Source organism: Streptomyces cavernicola (assembly GCF_029968035.1).
GTDB lineage: Bacteria > Actinomycetota > Actinomycetes > Streptomycetales > Streptomycetaceae > Streptomyces > Streptomyces cavernicola.
Window position 1 is genome coordinate 168,656 of the sequence record NZ_JASCIQ010000004.1, and the last position, 21,720, is coordinate 190,375.

Here is a 21,720-nt window from a genome sequence, read left to right on the forward strand (position 1 = left end):
GCGAGCTCGTCGTTCGGCGCCCCGTGGATCCGTCCGGTCACGCCAGGAATTCACACATGCGCGACGGTGAGGGAGAGGAACATGACGACGAGCGTCGATGACGTCACCACTCAGGCCGCGGTCAGCGCGATCGTGGCCGCCCATCGCGGGCAACGCGGCCCGCTGCTGCCGATAGTGCACGCCATCCAGGCCGAGTGGGGACACGTACCGCAGGAGGTCGTTCCGCTTCTCGCCCAGGAGTTGAACCTGTCCCGGGCGGACGTCCACGGAGTGATCTCGTTCTACGACGACTTCCGCCGCGAGCCCGCCGGACGTACGACCGTGCGGATCTGCCGGGGCGAGGCCTGCCAGGCTGTCGGGGCGGGCGCCCTGGTGACCTGTGCCCGCGACCGGACGGGCCTCTCACCGGGCGAGACACGCGCCGACGGGTCAGTCACCGTGGACCAGGTGTTCTGCCTCGGCAACTGTGCGTTGGGGCCGGCCGTCGAGGTGAACGGCGAGATGCTCGGACGTATGGACACCGATCGCCTGCGCTCGATCCTGGACGAGGCGGTCGCATCATGACTCCTTCCCCGAACTCCCCGAACTCCCCGAACTCCCCGAACTCCCCGGTGACGGTGTACGTTCCCCGCGACTCGGCGGCACGATCGGTCGGCGCGGACGCGGTCGCGGAGACGATCCGGACGGCGGCGGCCGAGCTCGGCCGGCCGGTCGACGTCGTCCGCAACGGGTCGCGCGGCATGCTCTGGCTGGAACCGCTGGTCGAGGTGGTCACGCCCGAGGGGCGGGTCGGCTACGGACCGGTCGCACCCTCGGACGTGGCGGGCCTCCTGGACGCCGGCTTCCTGGACGGGGCGGACCACCCGCTGCGGCTCGGCGTCGTCGACGAACTCCCCTGGATCTCCCAGCAGTTGCGCGTCACGTTCGCCAGAATCGGGATCACGGACCCGCTCTCCCCCGAGGACTACGAGCGGCACGGCGGCCTCGTCGGACTGCGACGGGCGCTGGAGACCCCACCGGCCGATGTGGTCGCCGAGGTCACGGAGTCCGGGCTGCGCGGACGGGGCGGAGCGGGGTTCCCGGCCGGCATCAAATGGAAGACCGTGCTCGACTGCGCCGACGAGCTCAAGTTCGTGTGCTGCAACGCCGACGAGGGCGACAGCGGCACCTTCGCGGACCGCATGGTGATGGAGGGCGACCCCTTCATGCTCATCGAGGGCATGACCATCGCCGCCCACGCGGTCGGCGCCCGCGAGGGCTACTTCTACATCCGCTCGGAATATCCGGACGCGGTCGCGACCATGCGCGCGGCGATCGAGATCGCGCGGGAGAACAACTGGCTCGGCGACCGCATCCTCGGCTCCGACCTCAGCTTCGACCTGCACGTGCGCGTCGGCGCCGGCGCGTACATCTGCGGCGAGGAGACCTCCATGCTGGAGAGCCTGGAGAGCAAGCGGGGCCTCGTCCGGGCCAAGCCGCCCATCCCCGCGATCCAGGGCCTGTTCGGCAAGCCGACCGTCGTCAACAACGTCCTCACCCTGGCCACGGTGCCGGTGATCCTCGCGAACGGCGCGAAGGCCTACCAGGAGTTGGGCGTGGAGCGCTCGCGCGGCACGCAGGTCTTCCAGCTCGGCGGCAACATCGCCCGCGGCGGCATCGTCGAGACCCCGTTCGGCGTCACCCTGCGCCAACTCATCGAGGAGTACGGCGGCGGCACCCGGTCCGGGCGCCCGGTGCGCACCGTACAGGTGGGAGGCCCGCTCGGCGCATACCTGCCGACCTCCATGCTCGATCTGCCCATGGACTACGAGGCGTTCGCGGCGGCGGGCGCGATGCTCGGCCACGGCGGTGTGGTGGTCTTCGACGACACCGTGGACATGGCCGCCCAGGCGCGCTTCGCGATGGAGTTCTGCGCGGCGGAGTCGTGCGGCAAGTGCACGCCGTGCCGCATCGGTTCGGTGCGCGGCGTCGAGGTGATCGACCGGATCGTGGCGGACGAGGAGCGCGAGGAGAACCTCGCCCTGCTCGAGGACCTCTGCGACCTGATGACCGACGGATCGCTGTGCGCCATGGGCGGGTTGACGCCGATGCCGGTGCGCAGCGCCATCGAGCACTTTCCCGACGACTTCCTCGCGAGGGAGGGCACGGCATGAGCCTGATCAAGGAGCCGGATTTCGGAACCCCGGAACGGCCCGGCGAGGCGACCGTCTCGGTCGAGGTCGACGGAATGCCCGTGAAGGTGCCCGAGGGCACCTCGGTGATGCGCGCGGCAGCGCTCGCCGGCATCGACATACCCAAACTCTGCGCCACCGACAGCCTCGAACCGTTCGGGTCCTGCCGGCTGTGCGTGGTGGAGATCGACGGCCGTCGCGGCACCCCGGCGTCCTGCACCACGCCGGTCACCGACAGCATGGTCGTACGGACACAGACCCCCAAGGTCGAGAAGCTGCGCCAGAACGTGATGGAGCTGTACATCTCCGACCATCCGCTGGACTGCCTCACCTGCTCCGCCAACGGCGACTGCGAACTGCAGGACATGGCCGGCGTCGTCGGGCTGCGCCAGGTGCGGTACGGCTACGAGGGAGAGAACCATCTCGACGCGGCGCCGGACCTGAGCAACCCCTACTTCGACTTCGAACCGGCCAAGTGCATCTCCTGCTCCCGCTGCGTCCGCGCCTGCGGTGAGGTGCAGGGCACCTTCGCTCTGACCATCGAGGGCCGCGGCTTCGACTCGAAGGTCTCCCCCGGCGCCGGTGAGTCGTTCATGGACTCCGAGTGCGTCTCCTGCGGCGCCTGCGTACAGGCCTGCCCGACGGCGACGCTGCAGGAACGGTCGGTCGTCGAGCTCGGCATGCCGTCCCGCTCGGTGGTCACCACCTGCGCGTACTGCGGGGTCGGTTGCTCCTTCAAGGCCGAGCTGCGCGGTGACGAGCTGGTCCGGATGGTGCCGTACAAGGACGGCGGGGCCAACGAGGGGCACTCCTGCGTCAAGGGCCGCTTCGCCTTCGGCTACGCCACCCACCCCGACCGCGTGCTGAAGCCCATGGTCCGGGAGAGGATCACGGACCCCTGGCGCGAGGTCGAGTGGGACGAGGCCATCCAGACCGTCGCCCGGAAGATGCGCACCATCCAGGAGACGTACGGACCGAGCTCCGTGGGGGCCATCAGCTCCTCGCGGTGCACCAACGAAGAGGTCTACGTCGTCCAGAAGATGGTGCGTGCGGCCTTCGGCAACAACAACATCGACACCTGCGCCCGCGTCTGCCACTCCCCCACCGGTTACGGGCTGAAGCAGACCTTCGGCGAGTCGGCCGGGACGCAGGACTTCCGCTCGGTGTCGAAGGCCGACCTGATCATGGTGATCGGCGCCAACCCCACCGACGGACACCCGGTGTTCGGTTCGCGGATGAAGCGCCGGCTGCGTGAGGGCGCGCAGCTCGTCGTCGTCGATCCGCGCCGTATCGACCTGGTGCGCTCGCCGCACGTCGAGGCCGCGCACCATCTGCAGCTGAAGCCGAGCACGAACGTCGCCGTCATCAACGCCATGGCTCATGTGGTGGTCACCGAAGGCCTGGTCGACCGGTCCTTCGTCGACGAGCGGTGCGAAGGGTTCGACGCGTGGGCGGAGTTCGTCGCACTTCCCGAGAACAGCCCGGAGGCCACCGAGGCCATCACCGGGGTGCCCGCCGCCGAGGTCCGGGCCTCGGCCCGGCTGTACGCGACGGCGCCCAACGCGGCCATCTACTACGGCCTCGGCGTGACGGAGCACAGCCAGGGCTCCACGATGGTCATGGGGATGGCCAACCTGGCGATGGCGTGCGGCAACATCGGCCGGGACGGCGTGGGCGTGAACCCGCTGCGCGGCCAGAACAACGTGCAGGGCTCCTGCGACATGGGCTCGTTCCCGCACGAACTCACCGGCTACCGCCACGTCTCGGACGACGCGGTCCGTACCGTGTTCGAGGAGCTGTGGGGCCGTTCGCTGCTGCCCGAGCCCGGACTGCGGATCCCCAACATGTTCGACGCCGCGATCGACGGCTCCTTCCGGGGCCTGTTCGTGCACGGTGAGGACATCGCGCAGTCCGACCCGAACCTGCAGCACGTCAGCGCGGCGTTGGAGGCCATGGACCTGGTCGTGGTGCAGGACCTGTTCCTCAACGAGACGGCCAAGTTCGCGCACGTCTTCCTGCCCGGCGCGTCCTTCCTGGAGAAGGACGGCACCTTCACCAACGCCGAGCGCCGGATCAACCGGGTGCGGGCGGTGATGAAGCCCAAGACGGGCAAGCACGAGTGGCAGATCGTCTCCGAGATCGCCACCGCCATGGGCTACCCCATGTCGTACGACCACCCCGGTCAGATCATGAGCGAGATCGCCCAGGTCACACCGACCTTCAAGGGCGTCTCCTTCGAGCTCCTCGACGAGCTCGGCAGCGTCCAGTGGCCGTGCAACGACGAGGCCCCGGAGGGCACTCCGACGATGCACGTGGACGGATTCGTGCGCGGCAAGGGCAAGTTCGCCGTCACCGCCTACGTGCCGACGGACGAACGCACCACCTCGCGCTTCCCGTTGGTGCTGACCACGGGCCGCATCCTCAGCCAGTACAACGTCGGGGCGCAGACCCGCCGGACCGGCAACGTCGCGTGGCACGCGGAGGACGTGCTCGAACTGCATCCGCTGGACGCCGAGAACCGCGGCATCACCGACGGCGACATGGTGTCGCTGGCCAGCCGGGTCGGCGGTACGACACTGCGGGCGCGGGTGTCCGACCGGATGCCGCCGGGCGTCGTCTACACGACGTTCCACCACCCGGTCACCGGCGCCAACGTGGTCACCACCGAGAACTCGGACTGGGCGACCAACTGCCCGGAGTACAAGGTGACCGCCGTCCAGGTCGCCCTCGCCCACCCGCTCGGGCGCCACGCCACCGAGTCGTCGGAGACCGACCGGCTCGCGGGGGTGGACTGACGTGGCCGCCGTGCATCCCGAGCAGCGGATGGCGAACCAGATCGCCGCGAACTTCCGGCACGTTCCCGGCGACCGGGCCGCCGAGGCGATCGCGGCCCACATCCGTAAGTTCTGGGACCCCCGGATGCGCCGCCGTCTCCTGGAGGTCGCCGACTCCCGGGCGGACGACCTGGATCCCGTGGTCCTTGCCGCAACGCAGCTGCTGCGACCGCCGCAGGAGGCCCGGGGAGGCTGAACCGCCGGCACCTGACATCGCCTCATCTCCCCCTGCCCGAGGGAGAGATGAGGCGATGTGCTGTACGCCGGAGCCACCGGATCGCGGGGGCCGTCGGCCTCCCTTCTCGGATCAACATCTGCATCGGTATGGCCACCTCATTTTGAATAAGGGATACTGCATACAAAATGCGGGACTCGGCGTACCGACCGGGCTCCGGCACACCACCACGGCCGGCCTGCGCGGCGGCCGCAGGCACGAGACGGACAGGAGCCGCTCATGCTGTTCCGGCAACTCGAGTACTTCGTGGCAGTCGCCAAGGAGAAACACTTCGCGCGCGCCGCAGACGCCTGTTACGTCTCACAGCCGGCGCTGTCGGTCGCCATCGCCAAACTGGAACGGGAGCTCAATGTCACCCTGATCAACCGAGGGCACTCCTTCGAAGGCCTGACGTCGGAGGGCGAGCGGCTCGTCGTCTGGGCCAAGCGGATCCTCGCGGAGCACGACGCGTTCAAGGCCGAGGTGGCCGTCATGCGATCGGGCATCACCGGCACACTGCGGCTGGGGACCGGCCCCACCGTGTCGACGACGACGGCACTGCCCGTGGCCGCGTTCTGCGCGATGCATCCGCTGGCCAGGGTGAAGGTCAACTCCCGGCTGTCCTCCGCCGAGTTGATCCGGCAGCTGCGCGATTTCGAACTGGATGCCGCCATCGCCCACTTCGGACCCGACGACCGGGAGGGCCTGGATGTGGTGCCGCTGTACCAGGAGCAGTACACGCTGCTGGTCCCCGAGCACCTGGCTCCCCCGCACCCGACCATCACCTGGGCGGAGGCGGCCCAGCTGCCGCTGGCGCTGCTCTCGCCGGACATGCGCTTCCGGCAGTTCATCGACCGCGCTTTTCAAGACGCCGGGGCGGCGGCGACCCCCCAGGTGGAGACGGACTCCGTCGCCTCTCTCTACGCCAACGTCGCCTCCGGCGCGTGGGCGAGCATCGTCCCGCACACCTGGCTGAACTCCATGCCGGTGACCGGCGGGACCAGAGCGGTCCGGCTGGTCGAGCCGGACGCGAGAGCGCAGATCTCCGTGGCGATCCACGCGGCGACTCCCGGCCCCATCGCGGCCAGGACGTTCCTCAACGTGGTCGCGGGCTTGTCCCTCGACGAGGTCTTCGCACCGCGGCGGACGGACCTCGCCGCCTTGGCGCGTACCGCCGTCGAGGGGCCGCACGACCGGCCGTTCGCGGATCTCTGCAGCACCGACTGACGGGCGCCGACCGGCGACCGGCAGACCCACCCCATCCACACCCGCCTCCGCCGACCGGCGTCCGCACGCGTCCCGACGCAGCCGGACGCACCTCGCTCACCTTGATAAACGCCGTCAACCAACTGGTTGGCAGCAGATCTTGGACGCGCCGCCCTCATGGCGCGGATGGTGAGGACAGCAGACGAACGAGGCGAACCCTCCAGGGAGGAACCTGACCATGACCGACGCCGTACAGGACGCGGGAGCAGAGGGAGCCGACGAACCGCCCGCGCTCACTGATGGAATCCATCTGGTCGTCGACGCACTGAAGCTCAACGACGTGGAGACCCTCTACGGGGTGGTCGGCATCCCGATCACCGACCTGGCGCGTCTCGCCCAGGCGTCGGGCATCCGCTACATCGGGTTCCGGCACGAGAGCGACGCCGGGCACGCGGCCGCGGCAGCCGGATTCCTCACCCGGAAGCCGGGCATCTGCCTGACCGTGTCCGCGCCGGGATTCCTCAACGGGCTCGTCGCGCTGGCCAACGCCACCACCAACTGCTTCCCGATGGTGCAGATCTCGGGCTCCAGCGAGCAGCACCTCGTCGACCTCCAGCGGGGCGACTACGAGGAGATGGACCAGCTCGCCGCCGCCCGGCCGTTCGCCAAGGCGGCCTACCGGGTCCACCGCGCCGAGGACATCGGCCGCGGCATCGCCCGCGCCATCCGCACCGCGGTCTCCGGACGCCCCGGAGGCGTCTATCTGGACATCCCGGCCGCGGTCCTCGGCGAGGTCATCGACGCCGAGAAGGGCGCGGAGTCGCTCTGGCGGCTCGTCGACCCGGCTCCCCGCCAGGTGCCGCAGGCCGAGGCCGTGGACCGGGCGATCGACCTGCTCGCCGGCGCCGAGCGGCCGCTGGTCGTGCTCGGCAAGGGCGCGGCGTACTCGCAGGCCGACGACCAGATCCGGGAGTTCGTCGAGTCCACGGGCATCCCCTACCTGCCGATGTCGATGGCCAAGGGCCTGCTGCCCGACGACCACCCGCAGTCGGCTGCCACCGCCCGCTCACTCGCCCTGCGCCGGGCGGATGTCGTCATGCTGGTCGGGGCGCGCCTGAACTGGCTGCTCGGCCACGGCGAGGCACCGCAGTGGAATCCGCAGGCCAAGTTCATCCAAGTCGACATCGCCGCAACGGAGATGGACAGCAACCAGCCCATCGCCGCCCCGCTCGTCGGCGACGTCGGCTCGGTCCTCGAAGCCCTCGCCGAGCGGAGCAAGCCCGGCCGGATCAGTGCCCCGGCGCCGTGGCGGGAGGAGCTGGCGGAGCGTTCGGCGAAGAACGTCGCCAAGATGGCCGGCCGCCTCGAGGCCGCCGAGACGGCTCACCCGATGAAGTTCCTGGGCGCGCTGCAGTCCATCCGCGACGTCCTGCACGAGAACCCCCGTGCGTACGTCGTCAACGAAGGCGCCAACGCACTGGACCTGGCCCGCAACACCATCGGCATGCAGGTGCCGCGCCACCGGCTGGACAGCGGCACCTGGGGCGTGATGGGCATCGGTATGGGCTACGCGATCGCCGCCGCCGTCGAGACCGGCGACCCCGTCGTCGCCATCGAGGGCGACAGCGCCTTCGGGTTCAGCGGCATGGAGATCGAAGCGATCTGCCGCTACGACCTGCCGGTCGTCGTCGTGGTCCTCAACAACAGCGGCGTCTACCGCGGCGACGACCCCTCCGCCTCCGACGATCCGGCTCCGACCGCCCTGAAGGCCCGCCACGACCTGATGATCCAGGCGTTCGGCGGCAAGGGCTACCAGGCGACGACACCCGCGGAGGTCGCCACCGCTCTCCGTGAGGCCCTGGCCTCCGGCCGTCCGGCGCTCATCGACTGCGTGATCGACCCGACGGACGGCACGGAGAGCGGCAACATCGCCCACCTCAACCCCAAGGGCATCACCGTCCAGCGCTGAGGAAATCCACCCGCGCACCGCAGATCCACCTTCGAAAAAGGGAAAGCAATCATGACTGAACTGCCTCTCTCCGGGATCAAGGTCATCGACTTCACCGGTGTCCAGGCAGGCCCGGCGTGCACCCAGATGCTCGCGTGGTTCGGGGCCGACGTCCTGAAGGTCGAGCGTCCCGCCGGCGGTGACGTGACACGCAATCAGCTGCGCGACGACCCCGACATCGACGCGCTGTACTTCACCATGCTGAACAGCAACAAGCGCTCCCTGGCCATCAACACCAAGTCCCCCGAAGGCCGGGAGGTCATGGAGAAGCTGATCCGCCAGGCCGACGTTCTGGTGGAGAACTTCGCACCGGGCGCCATGGACCGCATGGGCCTGGACTGGGAGACGCTCCAGAAGTGGAACCCGCGGCTGATCTTCGGCTCCGTCAAGGGCTTCAACGAGGACTCCCCGTGGAACGACCTCAAGGTCTACGAGAACGTGGCCCAGTGCGCCGGCGGTGCGGCCTCGACGACCGGGTTCTGGGACGGACCGCCGACGGTCAGCGGCGCCGCTCTCGGTGACAGCAACACCGGTATGCACCTGCTGATCGGGCTTCTCCTTGCGGTGATCGACCGGGACAAGACCGGGAAGGGCCAGAAGGTGGCGGTGTCCATGCAGGACGCCGTGCTCAACCTGTCCCGGGTCAAGCTGCGCGACCAGCAGCGCCTGGAGAAGGTCGGGTACCTGGAGGAGTACCCGCAGCACCCGCACGGCGAGTTCGGGGACGCCGTGCCGCGCGGCGGCAACGCGGGCGGCGGCGGCCAGCCCGGCTGGGTGCTGAAGTGCAAGGGGTGGGAGGACGACCCCAACGCGTACATCTACTTCACCCTCCAGGAGCAGAACTGGAAGCGGACCGCTGAGGCCATCGGCCACCCCGAGTGGGTCGAAGACCCGGACTACAGCACTCCGCTCGCCCGGCAGCCGCGCATCTTCGAGATCTTCGAGGCGATCGAGAAGTGGCTGGCCGACAAGACGAAGTACGAGGCGGTCGACATCCTCCGCGAGTTCGACGTGCCCTGCGCACCCGTGCTCAGCATGAAGGAGATCGCCAACGACCCCGCGCTGCGCCGGAGCGGGACGGTGGTGGAGGTCGAGCAGAAGGGCCGCGGCAAGTACCTGACCGTCGGCAGCCCCATCAAGTTCTCCCGGTTCAAGCCCGACATCCAGGGCGCCCCGCTGCTCGGCGAGCACACCGAGGAGGTCCTGAACGAACTGGGCTACGACGCGGATGCCATCGCCGGACTGCGCGCCGACAAGATCGTCGCCTGATCCGAGCGCCTCTGGGCGCCTCAGGGTGCCTCTGGGCGCCTCGCGCCGGCCTCCCTCCTCTGTGCGAGGTGAGGCCGGACGTGCCCCATGTGTGGAACCGGCCCCGGGCCAACGGCTCGGGGCCGGTTCCATGCGGTCAACCCGCTCGGCCCCCGTTGCTTGCCGACTCGGCCGGGCCGGCAACACGGCACGCCCGCATCGCGTCGGCGCCGCTCCGCCTCATGCGGCAACAACTGGCTGAAGACCTGCACAGGCACCACGGGACGCCCAACTCCTGTGGTTCGTAAGCCACTTGCCTCCCCAGGGGCGCCCGGCCGGGCCGCGCCCCCGACCGCCACCGACTCTCGTCGGCGCGCGCACCCGCATGGCCGAACACCGGCTCCCGGCGGCCGCTTCACGACCCGTCAGAGCTTCCAGTGCGAACCCACGTCCAAGAAAGCAGGGCAACCTCGTGAGCCGAACGGCAGTGCCTCCCTCCGGCATATCGGAGCAGACCCACGAGCGGGCTTGGTACGAGAGCAGGGCCCCGCGCGCGGCCGGCCCTCGCGCCGTCCTCACCTCCACCGCTCTCAGCGTCGTCGCCCTCACGCTCCTCGCCGGCATCGGCGTGTGGTTGCACCAGGCCGTACTCATCCCGCCGCTCGCGGCGAGCATGGCCCTCATCGCCGGAGCGAGCGCCAGCCCGCTCGCCCAGCCCCGCAACGTGGTCGGCGGCCATGTCGTCGCCGCGCTCACCGGCTATCTGGTCGTCGCCGTCGCCGGTGCCGGGTTCTGGAGTGCCGCGGCGGCGGGCGGCCTGGCGTTGGGCGTCATGCTCCTTTTCCGCGTCAGCCATTCTCCGGCTGCGGCCACCGCGGTCATCGTCGGCCTGGAGCACCCTCCACCCGCGCAGTTCCTTTCGCTCCTCGTCATGTCCGCGGTGCTTCTCGTCCTCATCGGTCTCCTCGGAAACCGCATCAACCGCCGCCACTATCCGGTCTACTGGTGGTGATCGTCGCTCCCGAATTCTCTTGGACCGCGCGGACGCCTGGGCGGCGCATTTTCTTTCCGTATCGCAACTTTGGCCCCACCGGCCGATAATCCGGTGGGGCCAAAGATTTTGCGCTGTCTCGATTTCCGGTGGTGCTGGTCGGGGATTGTCAGCCGAGGCCCAGCCGTGGAATCTCCCGCCCCGGGGAGCGGTCCATCACCATCAGCAGGCCGGATTCACGGGTCCGCCGGTACGCGGCCTCGTCGATGACATCCAGCTGGAACCACACCGCCTTGGCGCCGATGGCAACCGCCTGATCAGCTATTTCACCGGCCAGTGCGGCATTGACGAACACGTCCACGACATCCACCCGGAAGGGGATGTCGGCGAGCGAGGAGTACCCCGGCTCGCCGTGCACCGTCTCCGCCTTGGGGTGGACGGGAACGATCTTCTTTCCTATCCGCTGCAACTTCTCGGCCACCCGATAGGCGGCCCGCTCCGGATTGCCGGACAGGCCGACTATGGCCCAGGTGTCTCCGGCTTCGGTGAGGATTTTCGTCATTGTCGCGTCATCGCTGTATTGCGTCATGACGGCAGTATTAATGAACGTCGAGAAAACCGGAAGCGGTTTCCCAAAACATGGGCAGATAAGCCGGTGCGGGCAATATTTTCCACATCGTCGGCAAATTCCATGGGGGCGGATCTACGAGGCCTCCATTCCCCGCTCCACGCCCCGAGGGTGGCGCCGCCGGCCGCCGAGTCACGTGCTCCGTGGCCTACGCCGCGACTGCTTGCAGTGTACTGTATGCAGTATCCCTTTGTTCACGCCGCTGACTCCGGCGGCGGGAAGGAGAAGCATCGTGGGCGATGTCAGGACCACGGAATCCGTCGCCTGGCTGGCGCAGTCGGCCGTGTGGGAGGCGCCCGAGGCCATCGTGGTGACCGACCCGGAGGGGATCATCCGGTTGTGGAACCGCGGGGCGGAACGCGTGTTCGGCCACTCGGAGGCCGAAGCGGTGGGCCAGAGCCTCGACCTGATCATCCCGGAGAAGCTGCGGGAGCGGCACTGGGAGGGCTACCGCAAAACGATGGCCACCGGCCAGACCCGCTACGGGGACACGCCGTTGAACGTCCCGGCCACCCACCGCGACGGCCACCGCCTCTCGATCGAGTTCAGCGTGGCCCTGTTGCGCGACGACGCAGGCCGTACCGTCGGGATCTCGGCGATCATGCGGGACGTCTCGGACCGCCGCAAGGCCGAGCAGGAGCTGCGCACCAGGCTCGCCGAGGTCGAGCAGCGCCTCGCCCGGGAGTCACAGATGCAGGTGACCGTCGACGAGGACAAGTGCTGTGGCGCGGGCCAGTGCGCGCTGCTCGCGCCGACGGTGTTCGACCAACGGGACGACGACGGAACCGTGGTGCTGCTGAACGCCGCGCCGGACAGGTCCGAGCACACCGCCGTACAGCAGGCGGCCGACAGGTGCCCCTCCGCTGCGATCCGCGTGAGCAGGTCGGCGTGAGCGCATCGGGAAGCGTCCTGGTGGTCGGAGCCTCGGCCGCGGGCCTGGCCACGGTCGAGGCGCTGCGCCGAGGCGGCCACCGGGGCCGGGTGACGGTGCTCGGGGCCGAGCACGCCTCTCCGTACGATCGGCCGCCGCTGTCCAAGCAGATCCTCTCCGGGACATGGCAGCCCGAACGGTCGCGGCTGCGGGACGACGGCGAACTCGCCGGCCTGGACGCCGAGTTCACGCTCGGGGACCCGGCGGTGGGCCTCGATGTGGCGGCTCGTACGGTCCGGACCGCCTCCGGCCGTACGCTGCGAGCGGACACCGTCGTCGTGGCCACCGGCCTTGAGCCGCGGACGTTTCCGGGACAGGCCGGCCTGAAAGGTGTGCACGTGCTGCGCACCCTCGACGACGCGCTGGCGCTGCGGTCGGCCCTGCTCGCCGCCTCCTGCGGGGTCGTGGTCGTCGGAGACGGTGTACTGGGCGCCGAGATCGCGGCCACCGCGCGGACCATGGGGCTGCCCGTCACCCTCGTCGGGCCTCAACCGGCGCCGCTGGCCGGGCAGTTCGGCCCGCTGGTCGCCGGATCGCTGGCCGATCTGCACACCGCCAACGGAGTCGGGCTGCGGCTCGGCACTCCCGTCACAGGGCTGACCGCCCACCGGGAGCACGTCACCGGGGTGCGCACGGCCGGCGGCGAGGTGCTGCCCGCCGGCATGGTCGTGGTCGCGATGGGCGCCGTACCGACGACAGGGTGGCTGGCCGGCAGTGGGCTCACCCTGGACGACGGGCTGGTGTGCGACGCCCGCTGCCGAGCCGCACCGGGCGTCTACGCCGTGGGGGATGTCGCCCGCTGGCACCACGAAGGGATCGGCAGATCTCTGCGGCTGGAGAATCGGAGCAACGCCACCGAGCAGGCCCTGGCCGTCGCCGCCGACATCCTCGGCGACGGTCGCCCGTACACCCCGGTCCCCTACGCCTGGACCGACCAGTTCGACGTCAAGGTCCAGTCGCACGGCTTCCTGGGCGGCGACGCCGATGTGGCCGTCGTGGAAGGCGATCCGGCCCAGGTCCGCTTCGTCGCCCTCTACGGCCGGGGCGGCGTCGTCACCGGCGTACTCGGCTGGAACATGCCGAAGCAGGTCCGCTCGTACCGGCGGCACGTCGTCTCCGCGACTCCCTGGCACGCGTTCGGCCCGGCCGGACGGCAGGCGGGCTGAGGCGGTCGCAAGTGTCGCGGGACGGTGGGCTGTTGCCCGGGTCGCACACGGCCGGGGTGCATTCCGAAGCAGGAGACACGATGTCGGACCCGATTCAGCTCAGGACCTTCCTGACGGTCGCACGGACGCTGAGCTTCACCCACGCGGCGGCTGAGCTCGGCGTACAGCAGTCGACCGTGAGCCGGCGCATCCGCACCCTGGAACAGTCGCTGGGCCGGGAGTTCTTCACCCGGGACACCCACGCGGTGAGCCTCACCGCCGACGGCGAGAGCCTGGTCGACCTGGCCCAGCAGATCCTCACGGAACACCTGCGCGCCGCGGAGCACTTCGCCGCCCCGCGGCGCTGCGGGCCGTTGCGCTTCGGCCTGGCGGAAGAGCTCTCGGAGACCGGTACGACGGCGCTGCTCGCGGAGTTCGTCGAGGGCAACCCGACCGTCCGCATGGAACTCACCGTCAGGTCCAGCAGGCAGCTGACGACCATGCTGCACAACGGCGGCCTCGACCTCGTCTACGGCGAACGGGCGCCCGGCGACGACGGGACCACGAGCAGACTCGCCTGGCAGGACGAGCTGGTCCTCGTCGGCCCGCCGCACACACCCGTCGACCGCCACCGGCCCCTGCCCCTCGTCCTCCCGTCGTACCCGAACAGGTCGGTGACGCGCGGCCTTCGCGCCCTCGGCGCTCAAGGCCGGCCCTGGTCCGCCACGGCGACGAGCAGTGACGCCAACGGCATGTGGGCGGCGGTACGAGCAGGTCTGGGCCTGGCCGTCTCCGCGCGCAGGCTCGTGCCGTACGGGCTGAGCGATCTCACCGGAATCGGTCAGCTCCAGGCCCTGGGTGACATCGAGTTCGTGCTGGCGACGGCGCCGGGCGGCGACCGGGACCGCAAGGCGGCGGTGGTCGAGGAACTCCTGCTGTACGTCGCCGACGCACCGCACCGGCTGGGCCTCCGGCCCGACCGCCCGGATGCGTTCCCCTCGCCGGGCCGCCCGCTTCCGTACCCGTACCGCTGAACTCCTCGCTCGGGTACGCGACTTGTGCGGTCGCCCGGCGGTGAAGGGCCGCAGCCGGGAGCGACCGTGCCGGTCGTAGCCGCTCGTTCGAGGGCTGCGATCAGCACGGTCGCCCGGTCGCTCCTGCGGGATCAGCGTGGCGCTGCGACGTCGGACCCGGCCGACGCCTCGACGTCGGGGCCCTCGGTTCTGGCTGCCTCAGCCGGCTGGGGCAGGAATCGCAGGACGAGGCTCACCAGGAGGGCTGCCGTAAAGGTGACCAGCCCGATGACGGAGAGCGGCATCATGTGCTGGACTCCGCCGACGTACAGCAGGGGCAGTCCCAGCACCGCCACGAGCGTCGACCATGCCTGGATTCGCGCGTTCCGGTTCATCTCAACTACCTCCGGTGCGTTGCCGTCAGTTCAGCAGGAACGTGGTGATCAACCCGACGACGAGCGTGACGCCCACCGCGAACGGCAGCAGGAGCCGCAGCACCTTGCCCTCCTGCCCGGCGATGGCGGCGGTGGTCGTGCCGAGCAGGATCTTGCTGGGCGCGATGGCGCTGGCGGTCGCCGCACCCGCGGTCTGCGCACTGAGGACTGCGGCCGAACTCAGCCCGCCCGCTTGGGCGGTGGCCTGCTGGAAATTGCCGAACAGCAGGTTGCTGGACATGTTGGAGCCGGTGATGAAGGTGCCGAACAGCCCGACCATCGGCGCCAGCAGGAGGTAGATCCCACCGGTCCACACCGCGACCTGGGTGGCCAGCACGGCCGCCTGTCCCGATGCCTGCATCACCTCGGCCATCCCGACCAGCGTGATGACGGCGATGGTGGGTGCCACCGACTTCTCCACCGTGCTGCTGAGGACGCGGCGCCAGGTGCCGCGGTCGAGATGCCCGTGCTTGCGGTAGACCACGTAGCTGATCACCGCGGTCACCAGGAGCAGCGTTCCGGCATGCGTGGCGAACTCGAACCGCTGGGTCGAGCCCTCGGTGACCACCCCGAGCCCGGTGCTGGTCGACGGGAAGCTCAACCCCACACTCGGCCGTGACAGCACCTCGTTCAGCGGGCCGATCAGCAGCACCACGCAGGTGACCACCAGCAGGGTGCCGTACGGGATGAACGCGGCCGACAGCGACATCGGCATCGCGCCTCCCGGGGCGGCGGCGGGCGCGGGAGTCGGCCGCCGCCCTCCGCCCGAGACCGTCTCCGCCGCGCGTGGCGCCGCCGCCACGGCGTCGGCCTGGGGCCGCACCGGCTCCAGTACGCGACTGTTCGTCACGCGCGACGGCCGGCGGTACATCGGCAGCCGGGCGAGGCCGGCCACCACGAGCAGCGCGGCGAGGCCCGCAGCGAATCCGTTCAGGGTCGGATTCCACCGGGCGAGGGCTATCGTGACCCCGCCCTGCGCCAGCGAGATCGCGAGCACCGCCACGAACCCCTCGCGCAGGCCGCGGAATCCGCCGTACATCCAAGAGATCACGAACCCGCCGGCGACCACGACGACCGAGATGAGCAGCGCGGTCTGCCCCGCGGTGGTGGCGGTCTGCCCCGGCGACAGCTTGGTGACCTGCTCAAGGCCGAGCCAGGCGGCGCCCAGGGTGCCGAACGTGTTGTTCCACGCCTGTCCGATGAGGGCGACCGCCACCGCGTAGGCCGGTCGTACTCCGATGCCGATCAGCAGCGGTGCGCACACCGCGACCGGCACGCCGAATCCGGTGATCCCTTGCAGGAATCCGCCGAACACCCAGCCGATCGCCATGATCTGCAGCAGTGGGTGGGCGAATATGCGCGTCATCCCGCGTTGGAGCGGTTCGAACGCATTGGCCTCCTTCGCCACGTCATAGATCAAGATCGCGGCCAGGATGATGTAGATGATGGTGATCGATTCGAAGAAGCCCTTCACGCTCTTCAACCCGATTGCGTCGACCGGCAGTTTGAACACCGTCAGCGCGATCAGGGCGGTCACCATCCAGCCCACGACGCCTGCCTCGGCGGCTCCCCAGCGGCGGAACAGCATGAGGAACAGCAGCAGTCCCAGCGGCACGAAGGCGATCAGCCAGAGCCAGATGTTCGGTTCAAGCCTCATGGCCGTGCTCCTTTCGCCTGTGTTCCGTCACCGTCACCAGCCGAGCGCCAGGCCCTCTCCGCGAGGGTCGGCACCGCCCGCGAGCACGCCGTCGGTGATGCGGATGGCCTGGGCGTGGCCCATCGTGTCGTCCCAGGCGCCGGCCTGACGGACGGGATGTCCGAGGTTTCCGAGGGTGTCGAGGGTCGCTGCGGAGAACCGGCTCTCCATCCGCAGGTCCCGCCGGGCCTCGCCCCAGGTGCGCCCGTACAGCCAGCGCGGCGCGTCGATGGCGGTCTGTACGTCGCAGCCGAAGTCCACGATGCGGGTGACCAGCGCCGTGGAGGTCTGCGGCTGGCCTTCGCCGCCCATCGTTCCGTACACCAGGTACGGCTGTTCGTCGCGGAAGAGCATGCCGGGCATCAGCGTGTGGAAGGTGCGCTTGCCGGGTTCCAGGCGGTTCGGGTGCTCGTCGTCGAGGGAGAAGAACGAGCCGCGGTTCTGCAGGAGGACGCCGGTCTCCCCGCCGATGAACCCGGATCCGAACTCGTGGTAGAGGCTCTGGATGACCGATACGGCGTTGCCTTCGGAGTCCACCACGACGCTGCAGGTGGTGTCGCCGCCCAGGCGCGCGGCCGGCCGCAGCGGGCTCCCCGGTGCGTCCGTGATCCGGCCGGCGAGTTCCGCGGCGTACTCGGCGGACAGCAGATGGTCCATGGGTATGTCGGCGAAGGCGGGGTCGGTGAGGTAGCGGTCGCGGTCGGCGAAGGCCTGCTTGGTGGCTTCGACCAGCAGGTGTACGTAGCCGGGGCCGTGGTGGTCCATCCCGGAGATGTTGAAGTTCTCCAGGATGTTCAGCGCCATGAGGTGGGCGAACCCCTGTGAGTTCGGTCCGTGCTGGTAGGCGCGGTAGCCGCGGTAGGTCGTGCTGATCGGCTCGGTCCAGTCGGAGGAGTGCGCGGCGAAGTCGGCGGCGGTGAGCACGCCGCCCTGGCTCTGCAGGGCGCGGGTGATCTCGTCCGCCACCGGGCCTTGGTAGAAGCCGTCCCGGCCCTTCTGGGCCACCGTTTCCAACGTCTCGGCGAGCTTCGGCAGGGAGAGGACCTCTCCCATCAGCGACGCGCTGCCGCCGGGCAGCATCGTGCTGCGGGTGGCCTCGTGGGTACTGAGCATCTCGGTCAACTCGGCCGTGCACGAGGCCAGGCCGGCGCAGACCGCGAATCCGCTCCGGGCGTAGTTGATGGCGGGGGCCAGCAAGCGCTCCAGCGGCAGCTTGCCGTACCGGTCGTGTGCGGTGCACCAGCTGTCGACGGCGCCGGGCACGGTCACCACCGCCCCTGGGCCCCGGGAGGGAATTTCCTGATGCCCTTGTCGGCGGTAGAAGTCGCGGGTGGCGGCCGCGCCGGCCCGGCCACTGCCGTTGAGCGCGTGCACGCGCCGCGACTGCGCGTCGTAGATCAACCAGAACGCGTCGCCGCCCGGACCGGTCATGTGGGGATAGACCACACCGAGCGTGGCGTTGATCGCGACCGCCGCGTCCACCGCGGAGCCACCCTCCTGCAGGACCTGCAGGCCTGCCGTGGAGGCGAGGTAATGCGGTGAACTCACCATGCCGTTACGGGCGAGCGCCACCGGGCGTGTCGTGCGAGACATAATACGGACTCCTGATCAGGTCGTTCTAGCCTTTAGCCCGCAATTCACCTCTTAGTGCCGCGCCGTGAGCAGCACAGCAACTATTACGGGAGAGCGCGCGGCCCGGATTAATGCCGAAACGGTAAAAGCTATTTTCCTGCGGCACAAGGGCCCGTACGACAAATTTTCGACGATGCGGGCCCTGCCGTCGCGAACACCCGAAAAGGGGCTGCGCGAATTCTCTGCGCGCCACGGGCGGGACGGTTTTTCCTATGAAGGGCTGCCTGGCGACGGGGCAGTTGGGCCGCGCGGGCGGCGGCGCATCCGTGCGGACAGGCGCTATTTACTTTCCGTCAGGTGCAGGAATGTTGCCCGCCGGGCGAACCCGATGGAATTCTGGCCGCCTGGAAATGGTGAATCATAACTGCGGAACGCCGCGCCCAGAATGCTGACGTCGGCTTTGCGGCCGCTGTTCGCCGGAATTCCTTCGAAGTCCGGCCCGGCCTGCTCCGACCGTACGACCGCTGCCCGTACGGCGTTCGTGGCCCACCCGAGGCTGTGGCATCAGCTACCTCCTGTGCGTCGTGGCGGCCCCCGTTCTCCGGTCAGAGCGCGCCGGCGCCCCGGAGTTCCTCGATCTCCTCCGGTGCGTAGCCGAGGGCTCCCAGCACCTCGTCCGTGTGCTCGCCGAGAAGCGGCGAACGCTCCACCTCCACCGGGGAGTCGGACAGTCGCAGGGGACAGCCGACCGTCTTGAAGCTGCCGCGCTCGGGGTGGTCCACCTCGACCACGGTGCCCAGTTCGGCCAGGGTGGGGTCGCCGATGAGTTCCTTCGTCGAGAGGATCGGGCCGCACGGGATGTCGTGGGCGTTGAGCCGGTCCATGACCTCCCACTTGGTGAGCCCGGAGGTCCACTCCTCGATGAGCGAGAAGACCTTGTCGAGGCGGGCGATGCGGGCCTCGGGGGTGGCCCACTCCGGGTCCTCGGCGAGTTCCGGGCGGCCGATCAGCTCGGTGATCGGCTTCCAGCCGACGGGCTGGACGACGACGTAGACGTAGTCATTGGGTCCGCCCGGCGCGCATTTCACGGCCCAGCCGGGCTGACCGCCGCCGGACGCGTTGCCCGAGCGCGGCACCTCGTCGTCGAACGTCTGGTTGGGGTACTCGGCCAGCGGTCCGTGCGTCAGCCGTTGCTGGTCGCGGAGCTTGACCCGGCACAGGTTGAGGACGGCGTCCTGCATGGCCACCATGACGCGCTGGCCGCGCCCGGTGTGCGTGCGCTGGTAAAGGGCGGCGAGAATGCCGGCCACCAGGTGGATGCCGCTGCCGGAGTCGCCGATCTGGGCGCCCGTCGCGGTGGGCGGCCCGTCCTCGAAGCCGGTGGTGCTCATGGCGCCGCCCATGGCCTGCGCCACCACTTCGTACGCCTTGAGGTCCGCGTACCGTCCGGGCCCGAAGCCCTTGATGGACGCGTAGATGAGCCGCTCGTTCAGCTCCTGCAGCCGCTCCCAGGTGAATCCGAAACGGTCCATCACACCGGGACCGAAGTTCTCCACGAGAAGGTCGGCGTCCTGGACGAGCCTGGTGAACACGGCCTTGCCCTGCTCGGACTTCATGTTCACCGTGATGCTGCGCTTGTTGCAGTTCAGCATCGTGAAGTAGAGGCTGTCCGCGTCGGGCACGTCGCGCAGCTGCCCCCGCGTGATGTCACCGCGGCCGGGTGCCTCCACCTTGATCACGTCAGCACCGAGCCAGGCGAGGATCTGCGTGGTCGAGGGCCCTGACTGGACGTGCGTCATGTCGACGACACGGACTCCCTCAAGCGCTTTGGCCATGGTTCCTCCTGAGCCTCAGAGTATACTGTATGCAATGTTGTTTTCGGTGTCCATAGGGACGCTTGGTTCGCCAGAGGTGCAGCCGAGCGCATGACCACCTCGGGCCCGCGGCTGCCCGGCGGTCATCCCTCCACGCGCAGCACGCGCAGCGAGTCCGTCGAACCCGGCACGCCACTCACGCTCCCTGACGCCACCACCACGACATCACCTGGACGGCACGCGCCGATGGAGAGCAGAAGCCGGCTCACCTCGGCCGGCATCGTCTCCGCGGTGGTGGCGGGTGTGAGGACCGCGGACGCGACACCCCAGGAGAGCGACAACTGCGCCCGGACCGACTCGTCGTGGGTGAACGCGTAGAGCGGCAGCGGCGACCGCCGGCGGGCCAGGCGCCGGGCGGTGTCGCCGGTACGGGTGAGGCAGCAGAGGGCCACAGCGCCGAGGCTCCGGCCGACCGCGCACGCCGCCGCCGCGATCGCGTCACCGGCACTGGCACCGTCATCACCGGCACCGGATATGGCACTGGATATGGCACCGGATGCGGCTTGCCCTGGTGCCTCCGCGCCCCAACCCGGCCCGTCGGCCGTGACGGTCTGCGTCTCGGCCGACTCCGCCTCTTCGACGATCCGCGCCATCGTGGCCACCGTGTGCGCGGGATGGGCGCCCACGCTCGTCTCCGCGGACAGCATCACGGCGTCCGTTCCGTCGAGGACCGCGTTGGCGACATCCGACACCTCTGCCCGGGTGGGCCGACGGTCGCTGACCATCGAGTCGAGCATCTGGGTCGCGACGATCACCGGCTTCGCCGCGTCGCGGCAGAGACGAACGGCCCGCTTCTGCACGTTGGGTATCTGCTCCATCGGCATTTCCACACCCAGGTCGCCGCGCGCCACCATCAGGCCGTCGAAGGCCTCCACGATCTCCGGCAGGTCCGCGACGGCCTCCGGCTTCTCCAGCTTGGCGATGACCGGCACCCGTCTGCCGACCTCGTCCATGACCGCGCGTGCGAGCTTCACCTCGTGCGGAGCGCGAACGAAGGACATGGCGACCATGTCGACCCCCGCGCGCAGCGCGAACCTCAGGTCCTCGACGTCCTTGTCCGACAACGAGGGAACGCCGACGGAACTGCCCGGCAGCGAAATGCCCTTGTGGTCGCTGACCGGGCCGCCGTGCACGACCCGGCAGCGGATGTCGCTCCCGCTGACGTCGAGCACGCGCAGTTCGACTCGTCCGTCGTCGACCAACAGGCGGTCGCCCGGCCGCACATCGCCGGCCAGATGACGGTACGTGGTGGAGACGCGGTCGTGGTCGCCCGGACAGTCGTCCGTGGTGATCGCGATCTGCTCGCCGGCCGCCCAGACCACCGGGCCGGCGGCGAACCGCCCCAGCCGGATCTTCGGGCCCTGCAGATCCGCAAGTACACCGACCGCGCGGCCGCGTTCGGCCGCGACCTGGCGAACCATGTCGTAGAGGGCCTGGTGGTCGGAGCGGGTGCCGTGACTGAAGTTGAGCCGTGCCACGTCCATGCCGGCGTCGATGAGCTGCGCGAGCAGCGGCGCCGTGTCGGTGGCAGGTCCGAGGGTGCATACGATTTTTGCTCTGCGGTTCACCGTGCTCCCTGCTGTGTGAGGTGCCTGCCGGGCCCGGGAGCGTCCCACTCGCGGGCCCGGCAGGCGGTTCAGGACGGGCGGTTCGGAAGGTGCCGACAGCCGAACCGGCCCTGGATTTCAGAGGTTTCCGCGCCCGCGGATCACGGTGCCCGCGCTGTGCGAGCAAGGCGACCTCGAAGGCTCGTCG

The 21,720-nt window shown here is 69.6% G+C and carries 17 protein-coding genes; 11 read left to right on the forward strand and 6 right to left on the reverse strand.

Annotated elements, in window-relative coordinates:
• Positions 1–81: 81 nt before the first annotated feature.
• From QIS96_RS05695 to QIS96_RS05730, 8 genes are all read left to right on the forward strand, one after another.
• Complete coding sequence (locus QIS96_RS05695; protein WP_282541262.1) at positions 82–564, forward strand: NAD(P)H-dependent oxidoreductase subunit E; 483 nt, start codon at positions 82–84, stop codon at positions 562–564.
• Positions 561–2,153, forward strand: coding sequence for a formate dehydrogenase beta subunit (locus tag QIS96_RS05700; RefSeq protein WP_282541263.1), 1,593 nt, complete (start codon positions 561–563; stop codon positions 2,151–2,153). The genes QIS96_RS05695 and QIS96_RS05700 overlap by 4 nt, the downstream gene beginning before the upstream one ends.
• Positions 2,150–4,966 (forward strand): formate dehydrogenase subunit alpha, encoded by a 2,817-nt coding sequence (gene fdhF / locus QIS96_RS05705; RefSeq protein WP_282541264.1) that lies wholly within the window; start codon positions 2,150–2,152, stop codon positions 4,964–4,966. The genes QIS96_RS05700 and fdhF overlap by 4 nt, the downstream gene beginning before the upstream one ends.
• 1 nt (position 4,967) lies before the next feature.
• Positions 4,968–5,201, forward strand: a complete 234-nt coding sequence (locus tag QIS96_RS05710) for a formate dehydrogenase subunit delta (RefSeq protein ID WP_349017368.1) — start codon at positions 4,968–4,970, stop codon at positions 5,199–5,201.
• A gap of 258 nt (positions 5,202–5,459) precedes the next feature.
• Complete coding sequence (locus QIS96_RS05715) at positions 5,460–6,446, forward strand: LysR family transcriptional regulator (RefSeq protein ID WP_282541265.1); 987 nt, start codon at positions 5,460–5,462, stop codon at positions 6,444–6,446.
• A 217-nt stretch (positions 6,447–6,663) separates the two neighbouring features.
• Positions 6,664–8,394, forward strand: a complete 1,731-nt coding sequence (oxc, locus tag QIS96_RS05720; RefSeq protein ID WP_282541266.1) for an oxalyl-CoA decarboxylase — start codon at positions 6,664–6,666, stop codon at positions 8,392–8,394.
• Between the two features lie 51 nt (positions 8,395–8,445).
• The gene (gene frc, locus QIS96_RS05725) at positions 8,446–9,702 is read left to right on the forward strand and encodes a formyl-CoA transferase (protein ID WP_282541267.1); all 1,257 of its coding nucleotides are present in this window, start codon (positions 8,446–8,448) and stop codon (positions 9,700–9,702) included.
• Between the two features lie 451 nt (positions 9,703–10,153).
• Positions 10,154–10,693, forward strand: a complete 540-nt coding sequence (locus QIS96_RS05730; RefSeq protein ID WP_282541268.1) for an HPP family protein — start codon at positions 10,154–10,156, stop codon at positions 10,691–10,693.
• A 148-nt stretch (positions 10,694–10,841) separates the two neighbouring features.
• Here QIS96_RS05730 and QIS96_RS05735 read toward each other — a convergent pair whose 3' ends face one another.
• Positions 10,842–11,261: a CoA-binding protein gene (locus QIS96_RS05735; protein ID WP_282541269.1), complete on the reverse strand. Its 420-nt coding sequence runs from the start codon at positions 11,259–11,261 to the stop codon at positions 10,842–10,844.
• 271 nt (positions 11,262–11,532) lie between these two features.
• Between QIS96_RS05735 and QIS96_RS37810 the strand changes: the two genes are divergently transcribed.
• The 3 genes from QIS96_RS37810 (at position 11,533) to QIS96_RS05755 (ending at position 14,410) form a co-directional block, all read left to right on the forward strand.
• The gene (locus QIS96_RS37810; protein ID WP_408907128.1) at positions 11,533–12,192 is read left to right on the forward strand and encodes a PAS domain S-box protein; all 660 of its coding nucleotides are present in this window, start codon (positions 11,533–11,535) and stop codon (positions 12,190–12,192) included.
• A complete protein-coding gene (locus QIS96_RS05750; protein WP_282541270.1) occupies positions 12,189–13,397 on the forward strand; it encodes an NAD(P)/FAD-dependent oxidoreductase in 1,209 nt (402 codons plus the stop codon). Before QIS96_RS37810 ends, QIS96_RS05750 begins: the two co-directional genes overlap by 4 nt.
• An 80-nt stretch (positions 13,398–13,477) precedes the next feature.
• On the forward strand, positions 13,478–14,410 hold the full coding sequence (locus QIS96_RS05755; RefSeq protein WP_282541271.1) for a LysR family transcriptional regulator: 933 nt from the start codon (positions 13,478–13,480) through the stop codon (positions 14,408–14,410).
• Between the two features lie 131 nt (positions 14,411–14,541).
• Here QIS96_RS05755 and QIS96_RS05760 read toward each other — a convergent pair whose 3' ends face one another.
• The 5 genes from QIS96_RS05760 to pyk form a co-directional block, all read right to left on the reverse strand.
• Entirely contained in the window at positions 14,542–14,739 is a 198-nt protein-coding gene (locus tag QIS96_RS05760; RefSeq protein WP_282541272.1) for a hypothetical protein, read from the reverse strand.
• Positions 14,740–14,809: 70 nt separating this feature from the next.
• The gene (locus tag QIS96_RS05765; protein WP_282541273.1) at positions 14,810–16,438 is read right to left on the reverse strand and encodes an L-lactate permease; all 1,629 of its coding nucleotides are present in this window, start codon (positions 16,436–16,438) and stop codon (positions 14,810–14,812) included.
• A gap of 75 nt (positions 16,439–16,513) precedes the next feature.
• Positions 16,514–18,112, reverse strand: coding sequence for a gamma-glutamyltransferase (ggt, locus tag QIS96_RS05770; protein WP_282541274.1), 1,599 nt, complete (start codon positions 18,110–18,112; stop codon positions 16,514–16,516).
• A 584-nt stretch (positions 18,113–18,696) separates the two neighbouring features.
• Positions 18,697–19,926, reverse strand: a complete 1,230-nt coding sequence (gene frc / locus QIS96_RS05775) for a formyl-CoA transferase (protein ID WP_282541275.1) — start codon at positions 19,924–19,926, stop codon at positions 18,697–18,699.
• Positions 19,927–20,048: 122 nt separating this feature from the next.
• On the reverse strand, positions 20,049–21,533 hold the full coding sequence (gene pyk, locus QIS96_RS05780; protein ID WP_282541276.1) for a pyruvate kinase: 1,485 nt from the start codon (positions 21,531–21,533) through the stop codon (positions 20,049–20,051).
• Positions 21,534–21,720 lie beyond the last annotated feature (187 nt).